At 37.2% G+C, this 21,536-nt stretch carries 15 protein-coding genes; 10 read left to right on the top strand and 5 right to left on the bottom strand.

Features of this window, described 5'->3' with window-relative positions; translation table 11 throughout:
* The first annotated feature begins 457 nt into the window (after window positions 1–457).
* The 3 genes from LZF87_RS13670 to LZF87_RS13660 all read left to right on the top strand — a co-directional run bounded on the left by LZF87_RS13670 (window position 458) and on the right by LZF87_RS13660 (window position 7,903).
* The gene (locus tag LZF87_RS13670; protein WP_244339803.1) at window positions 458–2,890 is read left to right on the top strand and encodes a T9SS type A sorting domain-containing protein; all 2,433 of its coding nucleotides are present in this window, start codon (window positions 458–460) and stop codon (window positions 2,888–2,890) included.
* A 430-nt stretch (window positions 2,891–3,320) separates the two neighbouring features.
* Window positions 3,321–6,746 carry a methylmalonyl-CoA mutase family protein gene (locus tag LZF87_RS13665; protein ID WP_244339801.1) on the top strand — a complete coding sequence of 1,142 codons (3,426 nt, stop codon included), beginning with the start codon at window positions 3,321–3,323 and terminating at the stop codon, window positions 6,744–6,746.
* A 179-nt stretch (window positions 6,747–6,925) separates the two neighbouring features.
* Window positions 6,926–7,903 (top strand): hypothetical protein, encoded by a 978-nt coding sequence (locus tag LZF87_RS13660; protein ID WP_244339799.1) that lies wholly within the window; start codon window positions 6,926–6,928, stop codon window positions 7,901–7,903.
* 114 nt (window positions 7,904–8,017) lie between these two features.
* Here LZF87_RS13660 and LZF87_RS13655 read toward each other — a convergent pair whose 3' ends face one another.
* Together LZF87_RS13655 and LZF87_RS13650 are read right to left on the bottom strand one after the other, a co-directional pair.
* A complete protein-coding gene (locus tag LZF87_RS13655; RefSeq protein WP_244339798.1) occupies window positions 8,018–9,139 on the bottom strand; it encodes a hypothetical protein in 1,122 nt (373 codons plus the stop codon).
* 39 nt (window positions 9,140–9,178) lie between these two features.
* A complete protein-coding gene (locus tag LZF87_RS13650) occupies window positions 9,179–9,907 on the bottom strand; it encodes a porin family protein (protein ID WP_244339797.1) in 729 nt (242 codons plus the stop codon).
* A gap of 405 nt (window positions 9,908–10,312) precedes the next feature.
* Here LZF87_RS13650 and LZF87_RS13645 point away from each other — a divergent pair, with 405 nt between their 5' ends.
* The 5 genes from LZF87_RS13645 to LZF87_RS13625 all read left to right on the top strand — a co-directional run bounded on the left by LZF87_RS13645 (window position 10,313) and on the right by LZF87_RS13625 (window position 16,931).
* The gene (locus LZF87_RS13645; RefSeq protein ID WP_244339796.1) at window positions 10,313–10,837 is read left to right on the top strand and encodes a hypothetical protein; all 525 of its coding nucleotides are present in this window, start codon (window positions 10,313–10,315) and stop codon (window positions 10,835–10,837) included.
* Window positions 10,838–11,155: 318 nt separating this feature from the next.
* Window positions 11,156–13,345 (top strand): glutamine synthetase III, encoded by a 2,190-nt coding sequence (locus LZF87_RS13640; RefSeq protein WP_244339795.1) that lies wholly within the window; start codon window positions 11,156–11,158, stop codon window positions 13,343–13,345.
* Between the two features lie 601 nt (window positions 13,346–13,946).
* Window positions 13,947–14,702 (top strand): OmpA family protein, encoded by a 756-nt coding sequence (locus LZF87_RS13635; protein WP_244339794.1) that lies wholly within the window; start codon window positions 13,947–13,949, stop codon window positions 14,700–14,702.
* Between the two features lie 57 nt (window positions 14,703–14,759).
* The gene (locus LZF87_RS13630; protein ID WP_244339793.1) at window positions 14,760–15,614 is read left to right on the top strand and encodes an OmpA family protein; all 855 of its coding nucleotides are present in this window, start codon (window positions 14,760–14,762) and stop codon (window positions 15,612–15,614) included.
* Between the two features lie 138 nt (window positions 15,615–15,752).
* A complete protein-coding gene (locus LZF87_RS13625) occupies window positions 15,753–16,931 on the top strand; it encodes an AIR synthase related protein (protein ID WP_244339792.1) in 1,179 nt (392 codons plus the stop codon).
* 28 nt (window positions 16,932–16,959) lie between these two features.
* On the opposite strand, the gene LZF87_RS13620 is transcribed toward LZF87_RS13625, so the two are convergent.
* On the bottom strand, window positions 16,960–17,814 hold the full coding sequence (locus LZF87_RS13620; RefSeq protein WP_244339790.1) for a class I SAM-dependent methyltransferase: 855 nt from the start codon (window positions 17,812–17,814) through the stop codon (window positions 16,960–16,962).
* Window positions 17,815–18,077: 263 nt separating this feature from the next.
* On the opposite strand from LZF87_RS13620, the gene LZF87_RS13615 reads away from it, so the two are divergent.
* Complete coding sequence (locus LZF87_RS13615; RefSeq protein WP_244339788.1) at window positions 18,078–18,434, top strand: hypothetical protein; 357 nt, start codon at window positions 18,078–18,080, stop codon at window positions 18,432–18,434.
* A gap of 201 nt (window positions 18,435–18,635) precedes the next feature.
* Window positions 18,636–19,073 (top strand): hypothetical protein, encoded by a 438-nt coding sequence (locus tag LZF87_RS13610; protein ID WP_244339786.1) that lies wholly within the window; start codon window positions 18,636–18,638, stop codon window positions 19,071–19,073.
* Window positions 19,074–19,140: 67 nt separating this feature from the next.
* Here LZF87_RS13610 and LZF87_RS13605 read toward each other — a convergent pair whose 3' ends face one another.
* Together LZF87_RS13605 and LZF87_RS13600 are read right to left on the bottom strand one after the other, a co-directional pair.
* Window positions 19,141–20,352, bottom strand: a complete 1,212-nt coding sequence (locus LZF87_RS13605; protein ID WP_244339784.1) for a peptidylprolyl isomerase — start codon at window positions 20,350–20,352, stop codon at window positions 19,141–19,143.
* Between the two features lie 70 nt (window positions 20,353–20,422).
* The gene (locus tag LZF87_RS13600; protein WP_244339783.1) at window positions 20,423–21,508 is read right to left on the bottom strand and encodes a peptidylprolyl isomerase; all 1,086 of its coding nucleotides are present in this window, start codon (window positions 21,506–21,508) and stop codon (window positions 20,423–20,425) included.
* Window positions 21,509–21,536: the final 28 nt, after the last annotated feature.

The raw sequence follows: 21,536 nt of genomic DNA, 5'->3' as shown, positions 1-21,536 counted from the left end.
TTTTTAAGATGTCCAGACTTTCCTTTTTCCTAACAGCATTGCCATTTCTTCTTACGTTAAACCCAAAATACTTTTTATACCTCTTTTAGATTTCATTGTGACATTTTTTTTGTAGCAAAAATCTCGCCACAAATATTTCGCCACAAATATTGTTGCAATTTTTTTCGATTGTTTTTTTTTGTCACACATAGAAATGGATGAATAGTAGCTAAAGAGATCCGCAACGCAATAGCATCAAATTATAAAATCTTAAATTGTTTTTATTTTCTTACTTTTTGTAGATTTGCGGAAAATTGAGATAATGAATTTTCTCCAAATAGTAATGCGTTTTAAAATGAGTAGTTATATATACTAATTAATTCGGTACATCTATTTAAGAGTTACCAGTAAGTGCTAAACCATAAATAAGAATGTTATTACTAAAATCATATTGTATTTGCACACTTAAAATAAGTTTATGAAAAAAATTACATTGTTAAAAAATAAAAAATTTTTATTATCTGTCATATTATTAATTAGTAAGTTCTCATTTGGACAATGTTGGTCACAAATTAGTCAAGGAGGTTTCTTCGGACATGAAGAAGTATGTTCAATTGCCATTAAAAGTGATGGGACTCTTTGGACTTGGGGTAGTAATCGTTTTGGACAATTAGGGGATGGGACATATATAGACAAAAATATTCCTCAACAAATCGGCACAGATACAAATTGGAGTAAAGTTAGTGCTGGAACCAGTCATGTTCTCGCGCTTAAAACAGATGGAACACTTTGGGCATGGGGGTTTAATATTTTTGGAGAAATTGGAGACATTTCATTTACAAATAGAAAAAGTCCAGTTCAAATAGGAACAGATACAAACTGGGTTAAAATTGAAGCTGGTGAAGAATGTTCTTATGCCATAAAAATTGATGGGACGCTTTGGTCGTGGGGAAGTGGTGAATATGGTAAATTAGGTCTTGGTAGTCTTTCCAATAAAAACAGACCTACAAAAGTTGGTATTTCTACAAATTGGTCAGAAATACGTCATGGACAAAGACATGCAATTGCACTTAAAACTGATGGAACCTTATGGGGATTTGGTAGTAACGCTTCAGGAGAACTAGGCTTAGATACTAATTTAGTATTCACAACTACAAATCCTCTACAAATAAGTACAAATAATGACTGGGCAAGTATAAGTGTTAATTATGCTATAAAAACAAATGGAACACTTTGGTATTGGAGCGTATCTCGTCCAATTTCTCAAAACGGTTCAGACTCAAACTGGTTAAAAATAGACCAATATTATGGTCATGTATTAGCGATTAAAACAAATGGCACTTTATGGTCTTGGGGTGCAAATTTTTCTGGTCAACTGGGAAATAATACTAATATAACTGGGGATGGTTCAAATAATTATGTTGAGATTAAAAACCAAATTGGTACAGATACGAATTGGAATTTAATTAGCGCTGGTGGTAATTATAATTCAGCAGCTATTAAAAACGATGGTACATTATGGATTTGGGGAGATAATCAATTTGGGCAAATTGGAAATGGTGAATATGCCAATAAAACCATTCCTACACAAATTGGTGTTGATAACAACTGGAATAAAATTGATAAAGGGGATTTTTATTCAATGTCTATTAAAAATGATGGAACGCTTTGGGCCTGGGGTAAAAATACATATGGTCAACTTGGTAACAATACTGTCAATAGTGAGGTTATTCCTGATCAAATAACCTTAGACAATGATTGGAGTACTGTTTCCGGAAAAGAGTCGCATACTGTCGCTTTAAAAACAGATGGAACATTGTGGGCTTGGGGCTTAAATAGTAACGGTGAGCACGGAGATGGTACATTTACAAGAAAAAATGTGCCTACAAGAATAGGGACAGGTACAAACTGGCTAAAAATAAAAGCCGGTAATAATCACACTTTAGCAATTAAAAGCGATGGGACGCTTTGGACTTGGGGTCAAAATTCATCTGGTCAACTTGGTATTGGGAACTATGCTAATAAAAACTTACCAACACAAGTTGGTGTAGAATCAAATTGGTTTGAAGTATTTGCAGGAAATGAATATTCTTTTGCTATCAAAAATGATGGTACACTATGGGCTTGGGGCTTAAATGATGAGAATCAACTTGGTGATGGAACTAATGTTAATAGGGATGCACCAAAACGTATTGGTACAAGCTCTAATTGGAAAACAATATCTACTAATAATAGGCACACATTAGGCGTTAAAACAGATGGTACATTGTGGGCATGGGGTGTTAATTTATATAGTGCTTTAGGTATAGGTAATTATACGAACATGATTTCACCAATCCAAGTTGGTACTGCAAATAATTGGGATAAAATTTCAGCAGGAGATAATCATTCTGTTGCTATAAAAACTGATGGTACATTATGGGCTTGGGGTTATAATCGATTTGGTCAACTTGGTGATGGCACGAATGACATAGGGTTATATCCGCAGCAAATTGGTTCTGAGACAGATTGGTCTCAAATCTGTGCAGGATATGAACATACTATCGCGCTTAAAAACAACAATACTATTTGGACATGGGGTAGAAATAGAAATCAACAATTAGGTCTAAACTCGACAAAGTATCTGCCTTTTCCTGTAAATTGTTCAAACTTATCATCTGATGATTTTACAATAAGTGATAAAAATGTTGCAGTGTATCCTAATCCTACATCAAATATATTATTTGTCAAATCAAATTTTGAATTAATTGAAAAATTAGATTTATTTGATTTACAGGGTAGAAAAATAATTTCAAAAACAGCTAATAATACAAATTGTGAATTAGATATTTCAAACTTACCGTCCGCATATTATATATTAAAAATATTTACCTCAAAAGAAATTTTGAATATTAAAATCATTAAACAATAAAGACATTCTACAAATTAGGCTTCCTAGAAAGATGTTTTTCATCACACAGATACAGGAAGCCTTCCGCTGCGCAAAGTCTCCTGACTTTGAGCAATAATGTTTAAAACAGTGCTATCTGAAATAAGTAGAAGCTACAGCCTTAAGTTGTAGCTTTTTGTTTTTGTTCTAGAAATTAGCACGCAAAGTCAGGAGACTTTGCGGAACAGTATCAATAGAGGACTTTTATTTTACAACCCATGAATTCCTTTTTTGAACTGTGGGTGCACTACGCAAAGATTTTATCATCTGAAATAGGAATATCTTCCGGAAAACCATCAAGTTGTAAGTCCGACAAAATGACCGGATTTTTGTGTATAAGAATTTAAAATTTAACTCCTTTACTTTTTCAATAAATACGTAACTTGCAGCCTCAAAATTTATTACCAAAAAAATGGAACAAGTACAACCATATCAACCAAAAAATAAAGTTAGAATTGTTACTGCGGCTTCGTTGTTTGACGGACATGATGCAGCGATCAATATCATGCGCCGAATCATTCAGGCAACCGGTGTTGAGGTAATTCACCTTGGACATGACAGAAGTGTGGAAGAAGTAGTGAATACTGCTATTCAGGAAGATGCAAATGCTATTGCGATGACTTCTTACCAGGGAGGACACAACGAATATTTTAAGTATATGTATGATTTGCTTAAAGAAAAAGGAGCAGGTCATATCAAGATTTTTGGAGGTGGTGGAGGAGTAATCCTTCCTTCTGAAATTTCCGAATTGCACGAATACGGTATCGAGAGAATTTATTCTCCGGACGATGGCCGTGCATTAGGATTGCAGGGAATGATTAACGATTTGGTACAACGTTCCGATTTTCCGGTAGGAGAGGTGCTTAATGGAGAATTAAGTCATCTGGAAAGTAAAAACCCAACGGCAATTGCCCGCGTAATTTCTTCGGCAGAAAATTTCCCTGAAGTAGCGAAGTCGACTTTGGAAAAAATATACAAAATAAATCAGGACAGCAAAACTCCGGTTTTAGGTATTACAGGAACAGGTGGTGCCGGTAAATCCTCTTTAGTGGATGAGTTGGTACGTCGTTTTCTAATCGATTTCCCTGAAAAAACCATCGGATTAATTTCTGTTGACCCGTCTAAACGTAAAACGGGAGGAGCTCTTTTGGGAGACAGAATCCGTATGAATGCGATTAATAATCCGAGAGTTTACATGCGTTCATTGGCAACACGTCAATCAAACTTGGCATTATCGAAATATGTTCAGGAAGCGATTGAAGTATTGAAAGCAGCCAAATATGATTTAATCGTATTGGAAACTTCAGGAATCGGTCAGTCGGATACGGAAATTATGGACCACTCCGATGTTTCGTTATACGTAATGACGCCTGAGTTCGGTGCTGCAACCCAGTTGGAGAAAATTGACATGTTGGACTTCGCCGATTTGGTAGCTTTAAATAAATTTGACAAGCGAGGTGCTTTGGATGCTATCCGCGATGTGAAAAAACAATACCAGCGCAACCATAATTTATGGGACGTTGATCCTGATAAAATGCCGGTTTTCGGAACAATTGCTTCGCAGTTTAACGATCCGGGAATGAATACGCTTTACAAATCCATCATGGATAAAATTGTAGAGAAAACGGGAATCGATTTGCATTCGACTTTCGAGATTACGCGTGAGATGAGCGAGAAGATTTTCGTGATTCCACCACACAGAACCCGTTATTTATCTGAAATTTCAGAGAACAACCGTAAATATGACGAAACAGCACTTTCTCAAGTGGATGTGGCTCAGAAATTATACGGTATTTTCAAAACAGTGGAAACGGTTTCAGGACGAGTTCCTAAAATTGATAAATCAGGAATTGTTGAAGAATCGTTGAATCACTCACCGGAGAAACAAGAATTCTTATCATTGCTTACCAAAGAATTCGACCGCGTAAAAATGAATTTAGACCCTTACAACTGGGAAATCATTTTAACTTGGGACGAAAAAGTAAACAAATACAAAAACCCGGTTTACTCGTTTAAAGTTCGTGATAAAGAAATTAAAATCGCTACGCATACCGAGAGTTTGTCACACACTCAGATTCCGAAAGTTGCGTTGCCGAAATACCAGGCTTGGGGTGATATCCTGAGATGGAACTTACAGGAAAATGTACCGGGAGAATTCCCGTTTGCTTCAGGATTGTATCCGTTTAAACGTGAAGGAGAAGATCCGTCTCGTATGTTTGCCGGAGAAGGAGGTCCAGAAAGAACCAACAAACGTTTCCACTATGTGAGTGCCGGTTTACCAGCAAAACGTTTGTCAACTGCTTTTGACAGTGTGACGTTATACGGAAATGATCCGCACGTTCGTCCTGATATTTACGGGAAGATTGGTAATGCCGGTGTTTCCATCTGCTGTTTGGACGATGCGAAAAAATTATACTCAGGTTTTGATTTGAGCCATCCACTGACTTCGGTTTCGATGACCATTAACGGTCCGGCGCCAATGTTATTAGGATTCTTCATGAATGCGGCTATCGATCAGAATTGTGAGAAATATATCAAAGAAAACGGTTTAGAGAAAGAAGTTGAGGCTAAAATCAAAGCGATATATAAAAAGAAAGGTGTTGAGCGTCCGCATTACCAAGGGGAATTGCCGGAAGGAAATGATGGATTAGGATTGTTCCTTTTGGGAGTTACCGGAGATGAGGTGTTACCATTGGAAGTTTACAACGACATCAAAGTTAAAACGCTGGCTCAGGTACGTGGTACGGTTCAGGCGGATATCCTAAAAGAAGATCAGGCGCAGAACACTTGTATTTTCTCTACGGAATTCGCGCTTCGATTGATGGGTGACGTTCAGGAATACTTTATTAAGGAGAATGTACGTAACTTCTATTCGGTTTCGATTTCGGGTTACCATATTGCGGAAGCAGGAGCTAATCCTATCACACAGTTGGCATTCACATTGGCTAATGGTTTCACTTACGTGGAATACTACTTAAGCCGAGGCATGAACATCAACGATTTCGGTCCGAACTTATCGTTCTTCTTCTCGAACGGTATCGATCCGGAATATGCTGTAATTGGTCGTGTGGCGCGTAAAATCTGGGCAAAAGCCTTGAAAAACAAATACGGTGCTAACGAAAGAGCGCAAATGTTGAAATACCATATTCAAACATCTGGTCGTTCATTACACGCTCAGGAAATTGATTTTAACGATATCCGAACTACGCTACAGGCGTTATATGCAATTTACGACAACTGTAACTCATTGCATACCAATGCATATGATGAAGCTATTACGACACCAACTGAAGAATCAGTACGTCGCGCTATGGCAATTCAGTTGATTATCAATAAAGAATTAGGATTGGCGAAAAACGAAAATCCAATTCAGGGTTCATTCATCATTGAAGAATTAACGGATTTGGTTGAAGAGGCTGTATTGGCAGAATTCGACAGAATTACCGAAAGAGGTGGAGTACTTGGAGCTATGGAAACGATGTATCAGCGTTCAAAAATCCAGGAGGAAAGTTTGTATTACGAAACATTGAAACATACCGGGGAATTCCCGATTATCGGTGTGAATACATTCTTAAGTTCTAAAGGTTCGCCAACAGTTATTCCTGCAGAGGTTATCCGTGCTACGGAAGAAGAAAAGAAATATCAGATCGTGATGTTAGGGCATCTTCACGAAGCGAATAAACATGAAGTAGAGGAGCAATTGGTTATTATTCAGGATGCTGCAATTAATAATCAGAATATTTTTGAGAAATTAATGGATGCTACCAAAGTTTGTTCATTAGGTCAGATTACTTCGGCCTTGTTTGAAGTAGGAGGTCAGTACAGAAGGAATATGTAAGACTTATAGGTTTAAAAAAAGGCTCCATTTTGGGGCCTTTTTTATGTTTAATTTAAGATTACTTTTTAACCTTAAAAATGGATTTTTACTAATTTTGAAGATGTACCCCTGAGGTCAAATACCACGATTTGCATAATGCCCCATAATATTTAGAAATCAATCAATCAAATATAAATATTATGAAAAATTCTATTGCAATCGGAAACTTGAAGTCGTTAGGCTTCTTCTGCCTGGCATTAATTGCAGGCGGGTTTATTTATTCCTGTTCGGATGACGACTATGATGTGCCGCCGGATACTACTACAGCGGCCAGAGCACCGTATGTGTGCACCACATGTGCTACAACCTCACAAGCACTTCCTCAATATGATAACAGTGCAAGAGGAATATACAAAGGCGTGTTTTCAGAAGGAACATTCGCTATTAATTTTAAAAATGAAACTGAAGAATCTAGTGGAGTAGAAAGATCTAGTGGAGTAATTTATTACAAAAACAGAGTTATTAATTTAGCAGAAGCTCCAGAAGTGTTAGAAGCGTTTGATATTGGAGAAAAACCTTCCTTTATCTTGCTTAGAGGTATGTATGACAGTTCTCCTGTAACATTATACTTTTCGGTAAATGAAAATGGATCAAATCCAGAGTTGTTGGGTTTGAATATTGGAGGTAACATTATACAGTCTTCTACTGTTTTTAAAGAAAAATCAAATACATTAATTGAAGCTTATGAAGGAAATTATCTCCTTTCAGCTAAATTGAATCCAGGGGATTCACCAGGACCAGGGTCACCAAATTTTGAAGAACCAATCGAACCAGGGGTGCCAGGGGTACCAGAGGAACCAGGGGAACCAGAGGAACCAGAGGAACCAGGGTTGCCAAATCCGCGTAAAACTGATCCAGGCCTTATTCTTCCAAGTAATAATGCAGCAATTGTAGGTGGTTTGAGATTGATTATGTCAAGATCTGAAGGAATGTGGGTATTGTTCAAAACTATGAATGATGGTTCTGGCGGCGTTTTAGACCATGGAAGTTTGGAATCTGGTTCATTGATGTCAAGTATCAGTGGAAAAAGAGTGGCTTATTTACGTAGCGACGAGATAAATTTCAGTGAATATACTACAGATGGATTACTTTTTCTTCATGCCGAAAGAAAACGTTAAAACTTATGTTGAAGATAAAAAAAAACACCTCTTGATGTAAGAGGTGTTTTTTTATGCTTAGATTGTAATGGTCAATAACCGAACAATGAAATTGCCCTGCCAGACTACATGTTTTTATAAACCGAAACGATATTGAAGACTGGTTAAAAACTGTACGCGTGACGATAGGAACCCTGCTTCAGCTCTAAGCATCCAATGTTTGTTGTATTGATATTGAGATCCAATGATAAAATTCCATTTGTCTTTTGGTTGTTTGTCCATGGAATATTGTACGGTAGAATTAGAGATGTTGTTTACAGCGGTATCAGCGGCAGTAAGAAATTCGCCGGCTCTTTCTAAAATTTGATTGGCTCGGTTGTATTTTGCCTGATTGATCGGATTGGCTTGTCCTGCCGTACCCAAGCTGTCCCACCATGCGTCGACATCTTGTTGTTTTTGTTCCACGCCTGCAATGCCTTCCTGAATTTTTTGGTCCAATTCTCCTCCCTCAAAAACTTCACTAAGGCTTAAGGAACCATTAGTATCGGATTTAAGTTTTACGCGGAATGCTCCCACCCAAACGGCAATGTTTTGGTCAGGCCTCCCAAATTTGAAATTTTTACCAAGTCTGGGACCGAAGATAAAGGTGAAGGCAGGTTTTTGAAGTTGTGGAACATCTGTCCAGGCGACGTTCATATCCAAAGCCAAAAATCCTCCTGCTACTCCAATGGTAGGGGTCATCCCGAGACCAAACGTAGTGGCATCAAATTCCACTTTTGTGTCAAATGAGGTGATTTTCGTTTCCGAGCCAGTTGCAGGATCATCAAGCCAAACTCCTACACCGATGTCAGTGCTGGCTGACGTTTTTCCTAAGATGGCATAAACATTTAAAAAAGGAAACAGCCAGATGTCTGGGCGTACCGAAATGGTGTTTGAAGTAGCCACGGCTTTATCGAAACGGACGATTTGGTCTAGATTGTGCATCGGACCGTTGTTAAATCCAACTTCCAGATTGTTTATGATAATGTCGGACTCCTGCCAAAGATAATTAATGCTGACTCCGGCAGAATATGGGAGGTTGTATCCTGCTTTGGTTGCTTTATCTCCCCAAATGGGTAACGCATAGGGATAATCGGAGACTTTTAAACTGTCAATAAGTTCCTGGTTTTTCTTGCCGACTTCTTTGTTTGTGAAAACCTGTGCGTTTGCCGATATCGTTATCAATAGACAAAAGGCAAATAAAATATAATTTTTCATGGTATTCAGAGTTTGTTTTACGGTTCTTACTCAGTTATTTTATTCTCTTTCTCTTTTTTTTTCTAAATTTTCTTTTGCTTTACCTGCGCCGATAGGAATACCTGCAGTGATGTAAAAGCTTTGGTTGAAGACGCCGCTGTTTTGATCATCAATTTCGATGTCAACCAATCCATAGTAATAGCGAACACCTAAATTCATTCCGTTGCCACCCATTAAGCGATATCCTAATCCGACGAGAAGTCCTGCGTCAAGCGGATGATAATTGTCTTTAATGGATAATTTGTACTTCAGGTCTTTTTTATCTTTTACCTCTGCTGTGAATTCGTCTGTTGCTTTGTAAAGTAAGCCCAGTTGAAATCCTCCTTCGGCGTAAAAACTTTTGGGTAATTTTTTCTTCATCATTAACGGAACGTTGAAGTATTCCAAGTTCCGTCTGACTTCCCCATTGGCAAATTCACTGTCTAATTCGGGGTCATTAAGTAAATAGGGTTTGAGGTCTTTGGCTCCCATAGTTGATTTTACAATCACACCAGTGTGGAACATCCAGTCATTCTTCATTTTGATGTCAAAATAAAAGCCCAGATTGAAGCGAGCGCTTGCTTTGGAATCATCCAGTCCCCTCAGCGATGCAAAATTTACACCACCATCAAGCCCGAATTCTATTTTGCCTGTGTTGAGTTTGTCTCCTAACAATAATGAGATTAACACTTGTCCGTTTATGGAACATGAGAATAATAAGAGGCATGCTAATAGTATTGTCTTTTTCATATTGCGCAATGATTCTCAAAAAATAACTTCTCAATTTTGTGGGGCAAAATTTATCGGGATTGTTTGGGCTTATATGGTCATAATATGGTAAGGATATAGTGGTTAATGCCTGATTAAGCTAAAGTTACTATAAAAATCTGATATTATTGAAATTCTATTGTGATATTTTTCTTCATTTTATTATGTTAAACTTTTTATTTTCTATTTTGCAGTATTGGTTTAATAGTTTTTGCAGCTATTTTGTGTAGTGAAGGGAAGGTTTTAAGTGATGAATTGTATAGGAAATAAAGCATTCTAAAAGTTTGGCACGACTATTGACAATTAACAACTGAACAAGGTTATTCGGAATGAATGCCTTAATGATAATTTACTTTAGAAAGAATTAAGAAAAATAAATTTTTAGCTATGAGCAAGCAGATTACTTTATTGTTGGCTTTCATCGGGATGATTGGGCTTCAAAGTTGCACTACAGAAGAATATTATGTTCAGGATACTAACGATCAGGATACCATCAGTGAGGTGTTTGAATATTCTAATATTAATTTGGTTGAGGCTAATAATTATAGTGTCTTTTTGACGTACCCTCATGCAATTTATACTTCCGATATGGTCCTTGTCTACCGTTTGTCTGGCGTGGGGCCACAGGGTGACGAATGGAGATTGTTGCCGGAAACCTATTATTTTTCCGATGGGACTTTGGATTTTGGTTACAACAATGATTTTACACAATTTGATGTGAAGGTAGATTTGTACGGTTTCGATTTACCGACATTGCCCAATATTTATAAACTGAATCAGGTTTTCAGAGTGGTTATCATACCAGCTTTTGTAAATAACAAACAAACAAATAAGGTTGACATTAAAGATTATAACGCGGTAGTGAAAGCTTATAATATTGACGAATCAAGAATTCAGAAAATTAAAATGTAATCAATATATATTGAATAATTTTAAAAAAAAGGCTGTCTATGGATGGCCTTTTTTTATGTTTTGTGTTCTGTTAATTCGAAGATAATAAGGTGTTTGACTTTCTTTTCGTGTTATAATAGTCAAATGTAATGTTGTGCTGAATAAGTATTGCATTGGAAGTATATGAATCGACAGTGTGTAAATTATGGGGTTTTTTGGCGAATGAGTAATGGTTTTTTGTCTAGCCCCTATTTTTTTAGGGGGTAAATGTTTTTGTAATGTAAAATTTTATATTTTTGCGGTGTATAATTACAGGTCATAACCTTAAAAACACAACTTATGTCAACATTTCGTTTCCATGCTTTACAAAAAGCAACAGACAGAACACCCGTAACGGTAGATGATTCGGATAGAAAATCAGCGATTTTCGGAAGTAACGTTTTTAACGATAAGGCAATGCGACAATTTTTGACGCCAGAGGCTTATAAGGCAGTTAAAAATGCTATCGAAAACGGAATTAAAATTGATCGTAAAATTGCAGAATATATTGCAATGGGAATGAAAGAATGGGCACTTTCCAAAGGAGTGACTCATTATACACACTGGTTCCAGCCATTGACAGGAACAACTGCTGAAAAACATGATGCGTTTTTCGAAACATCAATGGACGGAAGCGATCCTGTTGAGAAATTTGGAGGAAGCCAATTGGTGCAACAAGAGCCGGATGCTTCGTCTTTCCCGAATGGAGGAATCAGAAATACATTCGAAGCACGCGGATATACTGCTTGGGATCCAACATCTCCGGCTTTCATCTTCGGAACAACATTATGTATCCCAACAGTTTTCATCTCTTATACAGGTGAGGCTTTAGATAACAAAACACCTTTGTTGAGAGCTTTGCATGCGATTGACAATGCAGCGACTGATGTTGCTAAATATTTTGACAAAAACGTTAAAAAAGTAACCCCTACTTTAGGTTGGGAGCAGGAATATTTCTTGGTTGATGCTGCTTTGGCAAATTCAAGACCTGATATCTTGGCAACCGGAAGAACTTTATTAGGACATACTTCTGCAAAAGGTCAACAATTGGAAGACCACTACTTCGGTTCTATTCCGACTCGCGTATTACAATATATGAGAGATTTGGAAAAAGAATGTATGTTGTTGGGTATTCCGGTGAAAACTCGTCACAACGAGGTAGCTCCAAACCAATACGAATTGGCTCCTATTTTCGAGGAAACAAACTTAGCGGTTGACCATAACTCATTATTGATGGATGTTATGCAAAAAGTAGCAGAGCGTCATCACTTTAAAGTGTTATTCCACGAAAAACCATTCAAAGGAGTTAACGGTTCAGGTAAACACAATAACTGGTCATTGGCTACAGATACAGGTGTAAACTTGTTAAGCCCAAGCAAAACGCCAATGAGCAACTTACAATTCTTGACTTTCTTCATCAATACCATCAAAGCGGTTCATGATTATGAAGAATTGATGAGAGCTTCTATTGCTTCTGCAAGTAACGACCACCGTTTGGGAGCAAACGAGGCGCCACCGGCTATCATCTCTGTTTTCATCGGTCAGCAATTGACAAATGTTTTAGCTGAATTAGAAGGTGTTTCCACTGGAAAACTTTCTCCTGAAGAAAAAACAGATTTGAAATTGAACGTAGTAGGTAAATTACCGGACGTATTGTTGGATAACACCGACAGAAACAGAACGTCTCCATTTGCCTTCACTGGAAATAAATTTGAATTCAGAGCCGTTGGTTCTACTGCAAACTGTGCGGTTTCAATGACGACTTTAAATACGATTGTTGCTAAGCAATTAAAAGATTTCAAAGTTGAGGTTGATGAATTGATCGAGAAAAAAGACATGAAGAAAGACGATGCTATCTTCAATGTTTTAAGAGAGTATATCAAACAAACCAAAGCTATCTTATTTGAAGGCGACGGTTACAGTGAAGCTTGGGAAAAAGAAGCTAAAAAACGCGGATTGAGCAATCACAAAACAACTCCGAAAGCATTGAAAGCAAAAGTATCTAAACAAGCGATTGCTTTGTTCGGTGAGATGGGTGTTATGGATCACGTTGAGGTGGAGTCGCGTTACGAAATCGAATTGGAAGAATATACTAAGAAAATTCAGATAGAAGGACGTGTATTGGGTGATATCGCTCGTAACCACGTAATTCCGACATCAATCCGTTACCAAAATACGTTAATTGAAAACGTAAAAGGATTAAAAGAAATCTTTGGAAAAGACTTTGAAAAAATTGCCAAAGAGCAAATCGGATTAATCAAAGAAATTTCAGAGCATATCGAAGGTATCAATTCAAATGTAGAAGCTATGACAGAAGAGCGTAAAAAAGCTAACGCTTTAAACAGTTCAGAGAAAATGGCCGATGCATATTGTGAAAAAGTAAAACCATATTTCGATATCATCAGAAACCACTGTGATAAATTAGAATTGTTGGTTGACGACGAAATCTGGACCTTGGCTAAATACAGAGAATTGTTATTTGTGAGATAATATTTTCTTCAATTTATTAAATTATTAAAAACCTCCTTTGGGAGGTTTTTCTTATTTTGAAATGTTGTTGAGCGGTTTTTTATTCGCTTGATAGAAAAGTTGTAATTGCTTGAAAAATAAATGATTAAAAAGTTTTGCGGACGAAAAATTTGAACTACTTTTGAAATGTAAATCAACCACAAGATTTTTTTTTCCAACTACATCTGGCAGATTATTTATTACTTTTTTAAGTTTTAATCCCTCTGCAATTAATTCGAGTTTTTTTATTGTCAATATACTTATGGGTTCTAGTAAAGTATACGATTTTCTCAAAAGAATCTCGTTAACCGAACAGGAGCAAACATCAATTTCATTCTCACCTATCAATAGGCAAGATGTTGCACAACAGTTGTGCTAAAATTCGATAATTTGTCCGACGTTTCTCCTGTACTCAGAAACAAACCAAACCCATAGGGAGAAGTGAGACAGACATCGTCTGTCTCACTTTTTATAATTTTTTGGACACTTGTTTTTTAATTGTGAAAAGCACTTTTCTTTTTTAGGGAAGTGCTTTTCTTTTTTTGTGCTAAATTTCATTATATTTCGTAGTATAAAAAAGAATATGAAAAAGTACGTGTTTTTATTATTAATCGGTTTCATAACCAAAACCTTTTCACAGGAAAAATTTTCAGTCTACTTTGATTTTGATATTTATGAAGTAAATCAAGATTCTAATCAAAAGCTTGGTGACTGGATGTTAAAGAATAAGAATGCCGAAATACTGAAAATATACGGTTATTGTGATAGTTTAGGTTCTCACGATTATAATGATAAATTAGCCTTGCACAGGGCAAATTTTGTTCTAAATGCATTGAGAAGTAATGGAATGCTGTTGACTGACAAGCTTGAAGTCAAAGGCTTCGGGAAAAGATTTGAGCAATCAAAAATTCAGGCTGATAATCGCAGAGTTGATATTTATTTTCAGTTGAAAGAAGAAAAGCTTTCCTCTAAAATTACTCAGATGAGAGTAGGGGATAAACTCCGACTGAAAAACCTTAATTTCTACAATCGTTCGGGAGTCGTTCTTCCGAGATCAGAACCGGTCTTGGCTGAATTGCTTGAAATCATGAAGCAAAATCCAAAACTTAAAATTGAAATCCAGGGGCACATCTGCTGTCAGCCCGAAGGGGATGTTGAAGATATTTCCACCCTTCGCTGTAAAACCGTTTATAATTATCTGATAGAAAACGGCATCGAAAAGAATAGGCTTTCATACAAAGGTTTCGGAAGCACAAGACCTTTATATCCAATTCCTGAACGAAACGAATTCGAAAAGGATGAAAACAGAAGGGTCGAAATTCAAATTATAGAAAATTAAAATTCAAACTATTTATCAGATTATTTTCGTTTATTCGTTATAATTAAAAAATATTCTATGAAGCGCGTTTTAATATTCCTGTTTTTTGTTTTTCCGTTTTTTGCATCAGCCCAGGAAGTGTTTACAGTGTATTTTGAAAGTAACAAACATGATTTGAACAAGAAACAAATAGCACTGTTGAATGACTGGATGATAGCCAATAAGGAATCTAAAGTAGTCGCGATTAACGGTTTTACAGATGAAGACGGAACTAACGCCCATAACGACACACTTTCCCAGCGCCGCGTGGATTTTATTTATAATGTTATCATAAAAAACCATATAAAGATCAGAGGTGATTTTAAAACCAGAAGTTTTGGAGAAGGACATGATCAGTCGAAAATAAAATCGGAAAACCGAAAAGTGGTTATCCATTATATCCAGTCGAAAGATTTGGCCCGTGAAGAAGAAATCTTAGGAATCAAACCGGTGCAGCCAGTCGTTGCAGAAATTGTTCCGATTGAAGAGGAAGATATGCATTTTCCTGCTAATGCGACTCTGGAAGAAAAAGTAGCTTTGGCAAAACCGGGGACCCGAATCGTAATCAAAAATATTTTTTTCTATCAGAATTCGTTTGGGATGATGCCTACATCAAAACCTGCCATGGATGAACTGATTGATGTTATGTTGAAAAATCCGACAATGGTAATCGAAGTGCAGGGACATATTTGTTGCGTTGATGCCGACAGAAGAAATCTTTCCCTTGAAAGAGCCAAGCAGGTGAGAAGGGTGTTGGAAGGAAACGGAGTCGATCAAAAAAGGGTGAAAGTGAAAGGTTTCGGAGTATCGCATCCTAAATTCCCTATTCCCGAAGCTAATGAAGAACAAGCACTCGCCAATCGCAGAGTCGAAATCATGATTTTAAGCAAGTAAGGGCGAGGGAAAAGAGATAAGGGATAAGGAGATTAAATTTAATGGAATTTTATTAAAGTGGTTAAAAAACTTATCACTTATCACTCATAACTTTTAACTTCTTTTTATCTTTGTCCTCACAACACACAAATAAATTACATGAGTTCTGATAACAGTCAACGTTATAACCTTCGTGGAGTTTCGGCTTCCAAAGAAGATGTGCACAATGCAATAAAAAACATCGATAAAGGATTGTTTCCTAAAGCTTTCTGCAAAATTGTTCCCGATCATTTAACTAATGACGATCATTATTGTTTGATCATGCATGCCGACGGAGCCGGTACGAAATCTTCGTTAGCTTACATGTATTGGAAAGAAACCGGTGATATTTCGGTTTGGAAAGGCATTGCACAGGACGCGTTGATCATGAATATCGATGATTTGTTGTGTGTGGGAGCTACAGATAATATCATGTTGTCTTCAACTATCGGGAGAAATAAAAACCTTATTCCAGGAGAAGTGATTTCAGCTATTATCAATGGTACTGAAGAACTGATTGAGGAATTGAAGGAATTCGGAGTGACAATTCATTCTACGGGAGGTGAAACGGCAGACGTGGGTGATTTGGTACGTACCATCATCGTTGATTCTACCGTAACGGCACGAATAAAAAGATCTAAAGTTGTTGATAATGCTCATATTCAGCCTGGAGATGTAATCATTGGATTGGCTTCGTATGGTCAGGCAAACTATGAAAAAAGCTATAATGGTGGAATGGGGTCCAACGGGTTAACATCTGCTCGTCATGACGTATTTGCACATTATTTAGCTGAAAAATATCCTGAAAGTTATGATGCTTCGGTGCCTAAAGACTTAGTGTATTCCGGGAATGTGAAACTTACCGATGCAGTTGAAGGATCTCCGATCGATGCAGGTAAACTAGTGCTTTCACCAACGCGTACTTATGCACCAATTATCAAAGCAATATTGGATAAGTATTCGGCAGGACTGATTCACGGAATGGTGCATTGCAGCGGTGGTGCGCAAACCAAAGTATTGCATTTTGTGGATAACGTACATGTTATTAAGGATAACCTGTTCCCCGTACCGCCTTTGTTTAAATTGATTCAGGAACAGTCCGGTACGGATTGGAAAGAAATGTATCAGGTGTTTAACTGTGGGCACAGAATGGAGTTATATATTCCGGACGATATTGCCGAAGACATTATTGAAATTTCAAAATCATTTGGTGTAGACGCACAAATAATAGGAAGGGTTGAAGCTTCCGAAACTAAAAAGTTAACCATTACTTCAGAATACGGAGTATTTGAATATTAAAAGAAAATCCCTCAATCGAGGGATTTTTTTATGCTTGAGGTTTTTCGCCGTAAATGACAATGGAACTGGCATCAATAACAACATTTCCATCGGGATATTTTTGATTCACCAGGTCGTAAACTTCCTGTTTTATTTTTGCTTTCATAGCATCATCTGCAGAAGCTAATGCCGCAACAACAGGAGCAGCTATTTCCGTAATCATATTCCAGTAGTTGTCTGCTGTTTTACTGTTTAATTTTCCGAGAACTTCATTTTGCGATACGTTTTTCAGTCCGGATTGTGATAATAAATCTGTCATCATTCCTTCTTTGGCGCACCGAAACATACCTGGCAATCCCGGAGGCGGCGGTCGAAGTTCCATGTTTTTATGAATAGTCCCCATCATGGCTGTGATCCAGAAGTTTTTTTCAGGGATGTTCCAAACCGATGTTGCAATTTTTCCTCCAGGTTTCAGTACGCGTACCATTTCTTTAGCGGCGAGTTCCATATCAGGGAAGAACATGAAACCAAATCGGCAGCTTATAGCGTCAAAGGTATTATCAGGAAAAGGAAGCTCACAAACATCACAGACAACGGTTTCAATATTTTTAATGCCTCTCAATGATGCATTTTCTCTGGCAATTTCCAGCATGTCTTCGGCAAGGTCGGTGAGGATTACTTTTCCGCCGTTCAGTTTACTCGCAATTGTTAAACCCGGTTCGCCGGTTCCGGTTGCAATATCCAAAACAATATCGTTGTTTTTTACATTGAGAAGCCGGATTATTTCATCGCCCATCGGTTTTAAAAAATCCATTGTAAGGTCATCCCATTTTTTCCATCCAGGAGAAAATTTATTCCAGGAAGCTTTTTGTTGTTCGCGAATTTGTTCAAGTTGCTGTTCCATAGTTTTTTCAAGTTAAATGGATTAATTATTTCAGTTAATTTACGCAGCAACATTAGTAGGGTTTGTAAAGGATTGGTTTTTAATTTGTTGAACTGTAAAGTTAGTGGAAAAATAAATTGGTCGATATTAGTTCTCAAAAAAACATGACAATTTTTTTGTTGCCGGCAGAACAAAAATTTTTCCAAAATGAATTGTGTTGAATGTTATTTTTTAGTTACTTTGTATTTCAAAGTACTTTTATTGTTAATGTAAATCCTGAAATCATGGAAGCACAAAATGAATTACACTACAGATTACCAAACGAGCCTTTGGGTAAGTTGGTATTACAAGGCGCTGGTATTGCGCTATTATTGGCGATTATTTTTCTGTCTATTATTTTTTCTGTCGGAGAAGTATTGAACGGGAAGACGTTTTGGCAAGGTGTTTGGCAGTTCTTACCATTAGTTACAGTGACTGCAGGAGGAGCCTTAGGAGGTATGGTTTACTATGCAATGGTACAGATTTGGAACCCGAGCGGATGGAGAAGAGAGTTGGCTACTATTTTCAGTCTGCTTTTTTATGTCTTATTACTTTGGCTTTGCCTGATTGTTGGTTTTAGTGCTACACGTCAATGGGATTGATGTAACTGTATAGCCTTTATAAATTATGAGGAGCCGATGTAAGTAGTTTAACAATGATATTCTATTAAATTGTAGTGCTGAAATTCATCGCTTCAGCAATATTCAAAAACGCAAGGGACTATTACAGAAACTTTTGTGAATAGGAAAAAATACAATTCACTGCAATTCTTAAAATCTTACCTTTGTATAAAATAAAAAATTATGAATATCAATCCAAAAAACGGAGTAGGAGAGTTGCTTTTCGGGATGCAGCAACAACATGTAGTAGCAGTGTACGGCAATCCCAGTAAACAGTTTAAAGACGAAGATCAAAATGTCGTTTATCTGTATAACCAGAATAAAATGCGTCTTACCTTTTATGATGATGAGGAATTTCGCTTAGGATATATCGTAGTTTCGGATCCTGAAACAACACTTTTCGATAAAAAAGTTATTGGCCGGAATCCGAAAGAAATTCAAGATGAATTACCACAAAAAGAATATAAGACTTGGGAAGTTGTAGAGGAAGATGGCGTGGTGAGTTATTTTAATGAAGACAATTGGCTGATGCTGATTGCTGAATTTGATGAAATCGTAAAAGTGGAAGTAGGAGCAATATTTAACAACAACGATGAGTTTGATTGGAAGTTTTCAGGATAACTTTAATAATCTATAATAAAAAAGGCTCGTAATTTTACGAGCCTTTTTTATTGATTTAAATCCAAACTTATTGTTTTGGAGCTGCAGGAGCAGCATTTTCATTCATTTCCAATTCGAAAATCAAATCGGTATTTGGAGGGATGACACCTCCGGCACCTCTTTCCCCGTATCCTAATTTGGATGGGATGAAGATTACGGCTCTGTCACCTGAATTCATGTTCTCCAATCCTTCAATGAAGCCTGGGATTAATCCTGATTTGTTGCCGTAAGTGAAAGGGAAACCTTTGTATCCGCCTTGCTCTGCACGCATCGGATCGTGTTTCCCGTATAATTTGGCAACGTCTTCAAAGCTGGCATCAAATAACTTACCGTTTTCGAAATAACCGGCATAACCAATCTGAACCTGAGATCCAGCAGCAGGTTTTTTACCGCTTCCTTTTTTTGTAATAACATACTTCAGGCCGCTTGCAGTTGTAGTAGCTGTAGCTTTCAGTTTTTCAAACTCGGCTTTTTTCATTTGCATTACCTGACCGTATTTTTCAGTATATTCTTTGTCTTTAACAGCATCAAGTTCTGCTTGTTTTTTTCTTTTTTCTTCTTCTAAAGCAGCTTGTTTTTTGTCGTCTTCTGCTTTGTTGGCATAGTAATCTCCGAAAACTTTTGCAGCGTCGAATTTCTTAGCCTCTTTTCCTTTACGGATGATGCTAACTTTAACGATGTTGTCGCCTTGTTCAATTTTGTTCACAACATCCATTCCCTGAGTAACTTCTCCAAAGACAGTGTGTCTGCCGTTTAACCAAGGAGTTTCTTTATGTGTGATGAAGAATTGACTTCCGTTAGTTGCCGGTCCTGAATTTGCCATCGATAGGATTCCACCTTTAGTATGGTTTAAAGTCGGGTCAATTTCGTCTTTAAATTTATATCCGGGATCTCCTGCTCCTGTTCCAAGTGGGTCTCCTCCCTGAATCATGAAATCTTTGATCACACGGTGAAATTTCAATCCGTCATAAAAAGGTTTTCCTTTAAATTGCTCGGCTACAATTGGATTATTTCCTTCGGCTAAAGCAACAAAGTTAGCAACCGTAACAGGCGTTTTTTGGTATTCTAATTTTAGGGTGATTGTTCCTTTGTTGGTTTCAATAGCAGCGAAAAGTCCATCGTTTGAACTTGTGGCAGCTGTAGTAGTTGTTTTTGCCTTTGATGTAGTCGACTTTTTAGTTTTTTGAGCATAACCACTCATCATTCCCAAAAACAGTAAAAGCAGAATTTTGTTTTTCATATTTTATAGTTGTATTGCCTTACTCTTTTTGCATTACGCCGGGATTTTCAGGATTTTTCCCTTGGTTAAATTATTTTTTTGCAGATAATTCGATTTCAAAAATAAGATTCGTATTCGGCGGAATTATAGGCTGTGCTCCTCTTTCGCCGTAAGCCAGATACGAAGGGATAAATAAAAGCAATTTGTCTCCAGTAGACATTTTTTCCATTCCTTCAATGAACCCCGGAATCAGACCTTCTTTTTTTCCATATTCAAAAGGAAAAGGACTATAGCCTCCTTGCTCATCTCTCATCTTGTCATATGTTCCGAATAATTCGGCCACATCTTTGTAGTTGGTATCAAAAAGCTCGCCATTTTCAAAATATCCTGCATAACTGAACAGTACATTGGTTCCCGGAGCTAATTTTGGCTGATTCCCTTTTGTAATAAAAACGTATTCCAATCCGGATTCAGTTTTAACGGCTTTTGTTCTTAAAGAAGCAAATTCGGCTAATTTATCCGTTTTGATTTTGGCTGTTTTTTCAGCAATTTTCTTCAGTTCAACTGCTTCTGTATCGTAATAGTTTTTGAAAACTTTCAAGGCATCGAAGGCAGAAGCTTCAGCTCCTTTTCGTATGATGGTTACTTTTGTGATTTCATCATTATTATCAATGGCAGCCACAACGTCCATTCCTTCGACTACCTTTCCGAAAATGGTATGAACGCCATCAAGGTGAGGTTGAGCAGAATGTGTTATGAAAAACTGACTTCCGTTGGTGTTCGGACCAGCGTTGGCCATCGATAAAATACCGCTGTTATCATGTTTTAATGTAGTGTCGATTTCATCTTTGAATTTATATCCCGGACCACCGTTTCCTGTTCCGTCAGGATCTCCTCCCTGAATCATGAAATCCGGAATTACACGGTGAAATGTTAACCCGTCATAAAAAGGCTTTCCCTTGTATTGAGCAGCCACAAATGGGTTTTTTCCTTCGGCCAGTGTTACGAAATTTGCAACAGTCACGGGAGCTTTCGTGTATTCCAGGGAAACAACGATATCTCCTTTGGGTGTTTCAATAGTGGCATATAAGCCGTCTTGTAAATTGTCGTGATTGTTTTTACAGGAAAATAATAGAGCGGTAAATAGTAAAAGAATACCGGTATATGTTTTTTTCATTACAATTGATAAATAGTATGTTTGGAAA

It is taken from the genome of Flavobacterium enshiense (assembly GCF_022836875.1).
In the GTDB taxonomy this organism is placed as follows: domain Bacteria; phylum Bacteroidota; class Bacteroidia; order Flavobacteriales; family Flavobacteriaceae; genus Flavobacterium; species Flavobacterium enshiense_A.
The sequence above is the reverse complement of the archived record's forward strand: the minus strand, read 5'-3'. Positions and strand labels throughout refer to the sequence as shown.

Coding starts and splice junctions, on each gene's coding strand:
- LZF87_RS13670 (WP_244339803.1), top strand. CDS start 458: ATGAAAAAAATTACATTGTTAAAAAATAAAAAATTTTTATTATCTGTC.
- LZF87_RS13665 (WP_244339801.1), top strand. CDS start 3,321: ATGGAACAAGTACAACCATATCAACCAAAAAATAAAGTTAGAATTGTT.
- LZF87_RS13660 (WP_244339799.1), top strand. CDS start 6,926: ATGAAAAATTCTATTGCAATCGGAAACTTGAAGTCGTTAGGCTTCTTC.
- LZF87_RS13655 (WP_244339798.1), bottom strand. CDS start 9,139: ATGAAAAATTATATTTTATTTGCCTTTTGTCTATTGATAACGATATCG.
- LZF87_RS13650 (WP_244339797.1), bottom strand. CDS start 9,907: ATGAAAAAGACAATACTATTAGCATGCCTCTTATTATTCTCATGTTCC.
- LZF87_RS13645 (WP_244339796.1), top strand. CDS start 10,313: ATGAGCAAGCAGATTACTTTATTGTTGGCTTTCATCGGGATGATTGGG.
- LZF87_RS13640 (WP_244339795.1), top strand. CDS start 11,156: ATGTCAACATTTCGTTTCCATGCTTTACAAAAAGCAACAGACAGAACA.
- LZF87_RS13635 (WP_244339794.1), top strand. CDS start 13,947: ATGAAAAAGTACGTGTTTTTATTATTAATCGGTTTCATAACCAAAACC.
- LZF87_RS13630 (WP_244339793.1), top strand. CDS start 14,760: ATGAAGCGCGTTTTAATATTCCTGTTTTTTGTTTTTCCGTTTTTTGCA.
- LZF87_RS13625 (WP_244339792.1), top strand. CDS start 15,753: ATGAGTTCTGATAACAGTCAACGTTATAACCTTCGTGGAGTTTCGGCT.
- LZF87_RS13620 (WP_244339790.1), bottom strand. CDS start 17,814: ATGGAACAGCAACTTGAACAAATTCGCGAACAACAAAAAGCTTCCTGG.
- LZF87_RS13615 (WP_244339788.1), top strand. CDS start 18,078: ATGGAAGCACAAAATGAATTACACTACAGATTACCAAACGAGCCTTTG.
- LZF87_RS13610 (WP_244339786.1), top strand. CDS start 18,636: ATGAATATCAATCCAAAAAACGGAGTAGGAGAGTTGCTTTTCGGGATG.
- LZF87_RS13605 (WP_244339784.1), bottom strand. CDS start 20,352: ATGAAAAACAAAATTCTGCTTTTACTGTTTTTGGGAATGATGAGTGGT.
- LZF87_RS13600 (WP_244339783.1), bottom strand. CDS start 21,508: ATGAAAAAAACATATACCGGTATTCTTTTACTATTTACCGCTCTATTA.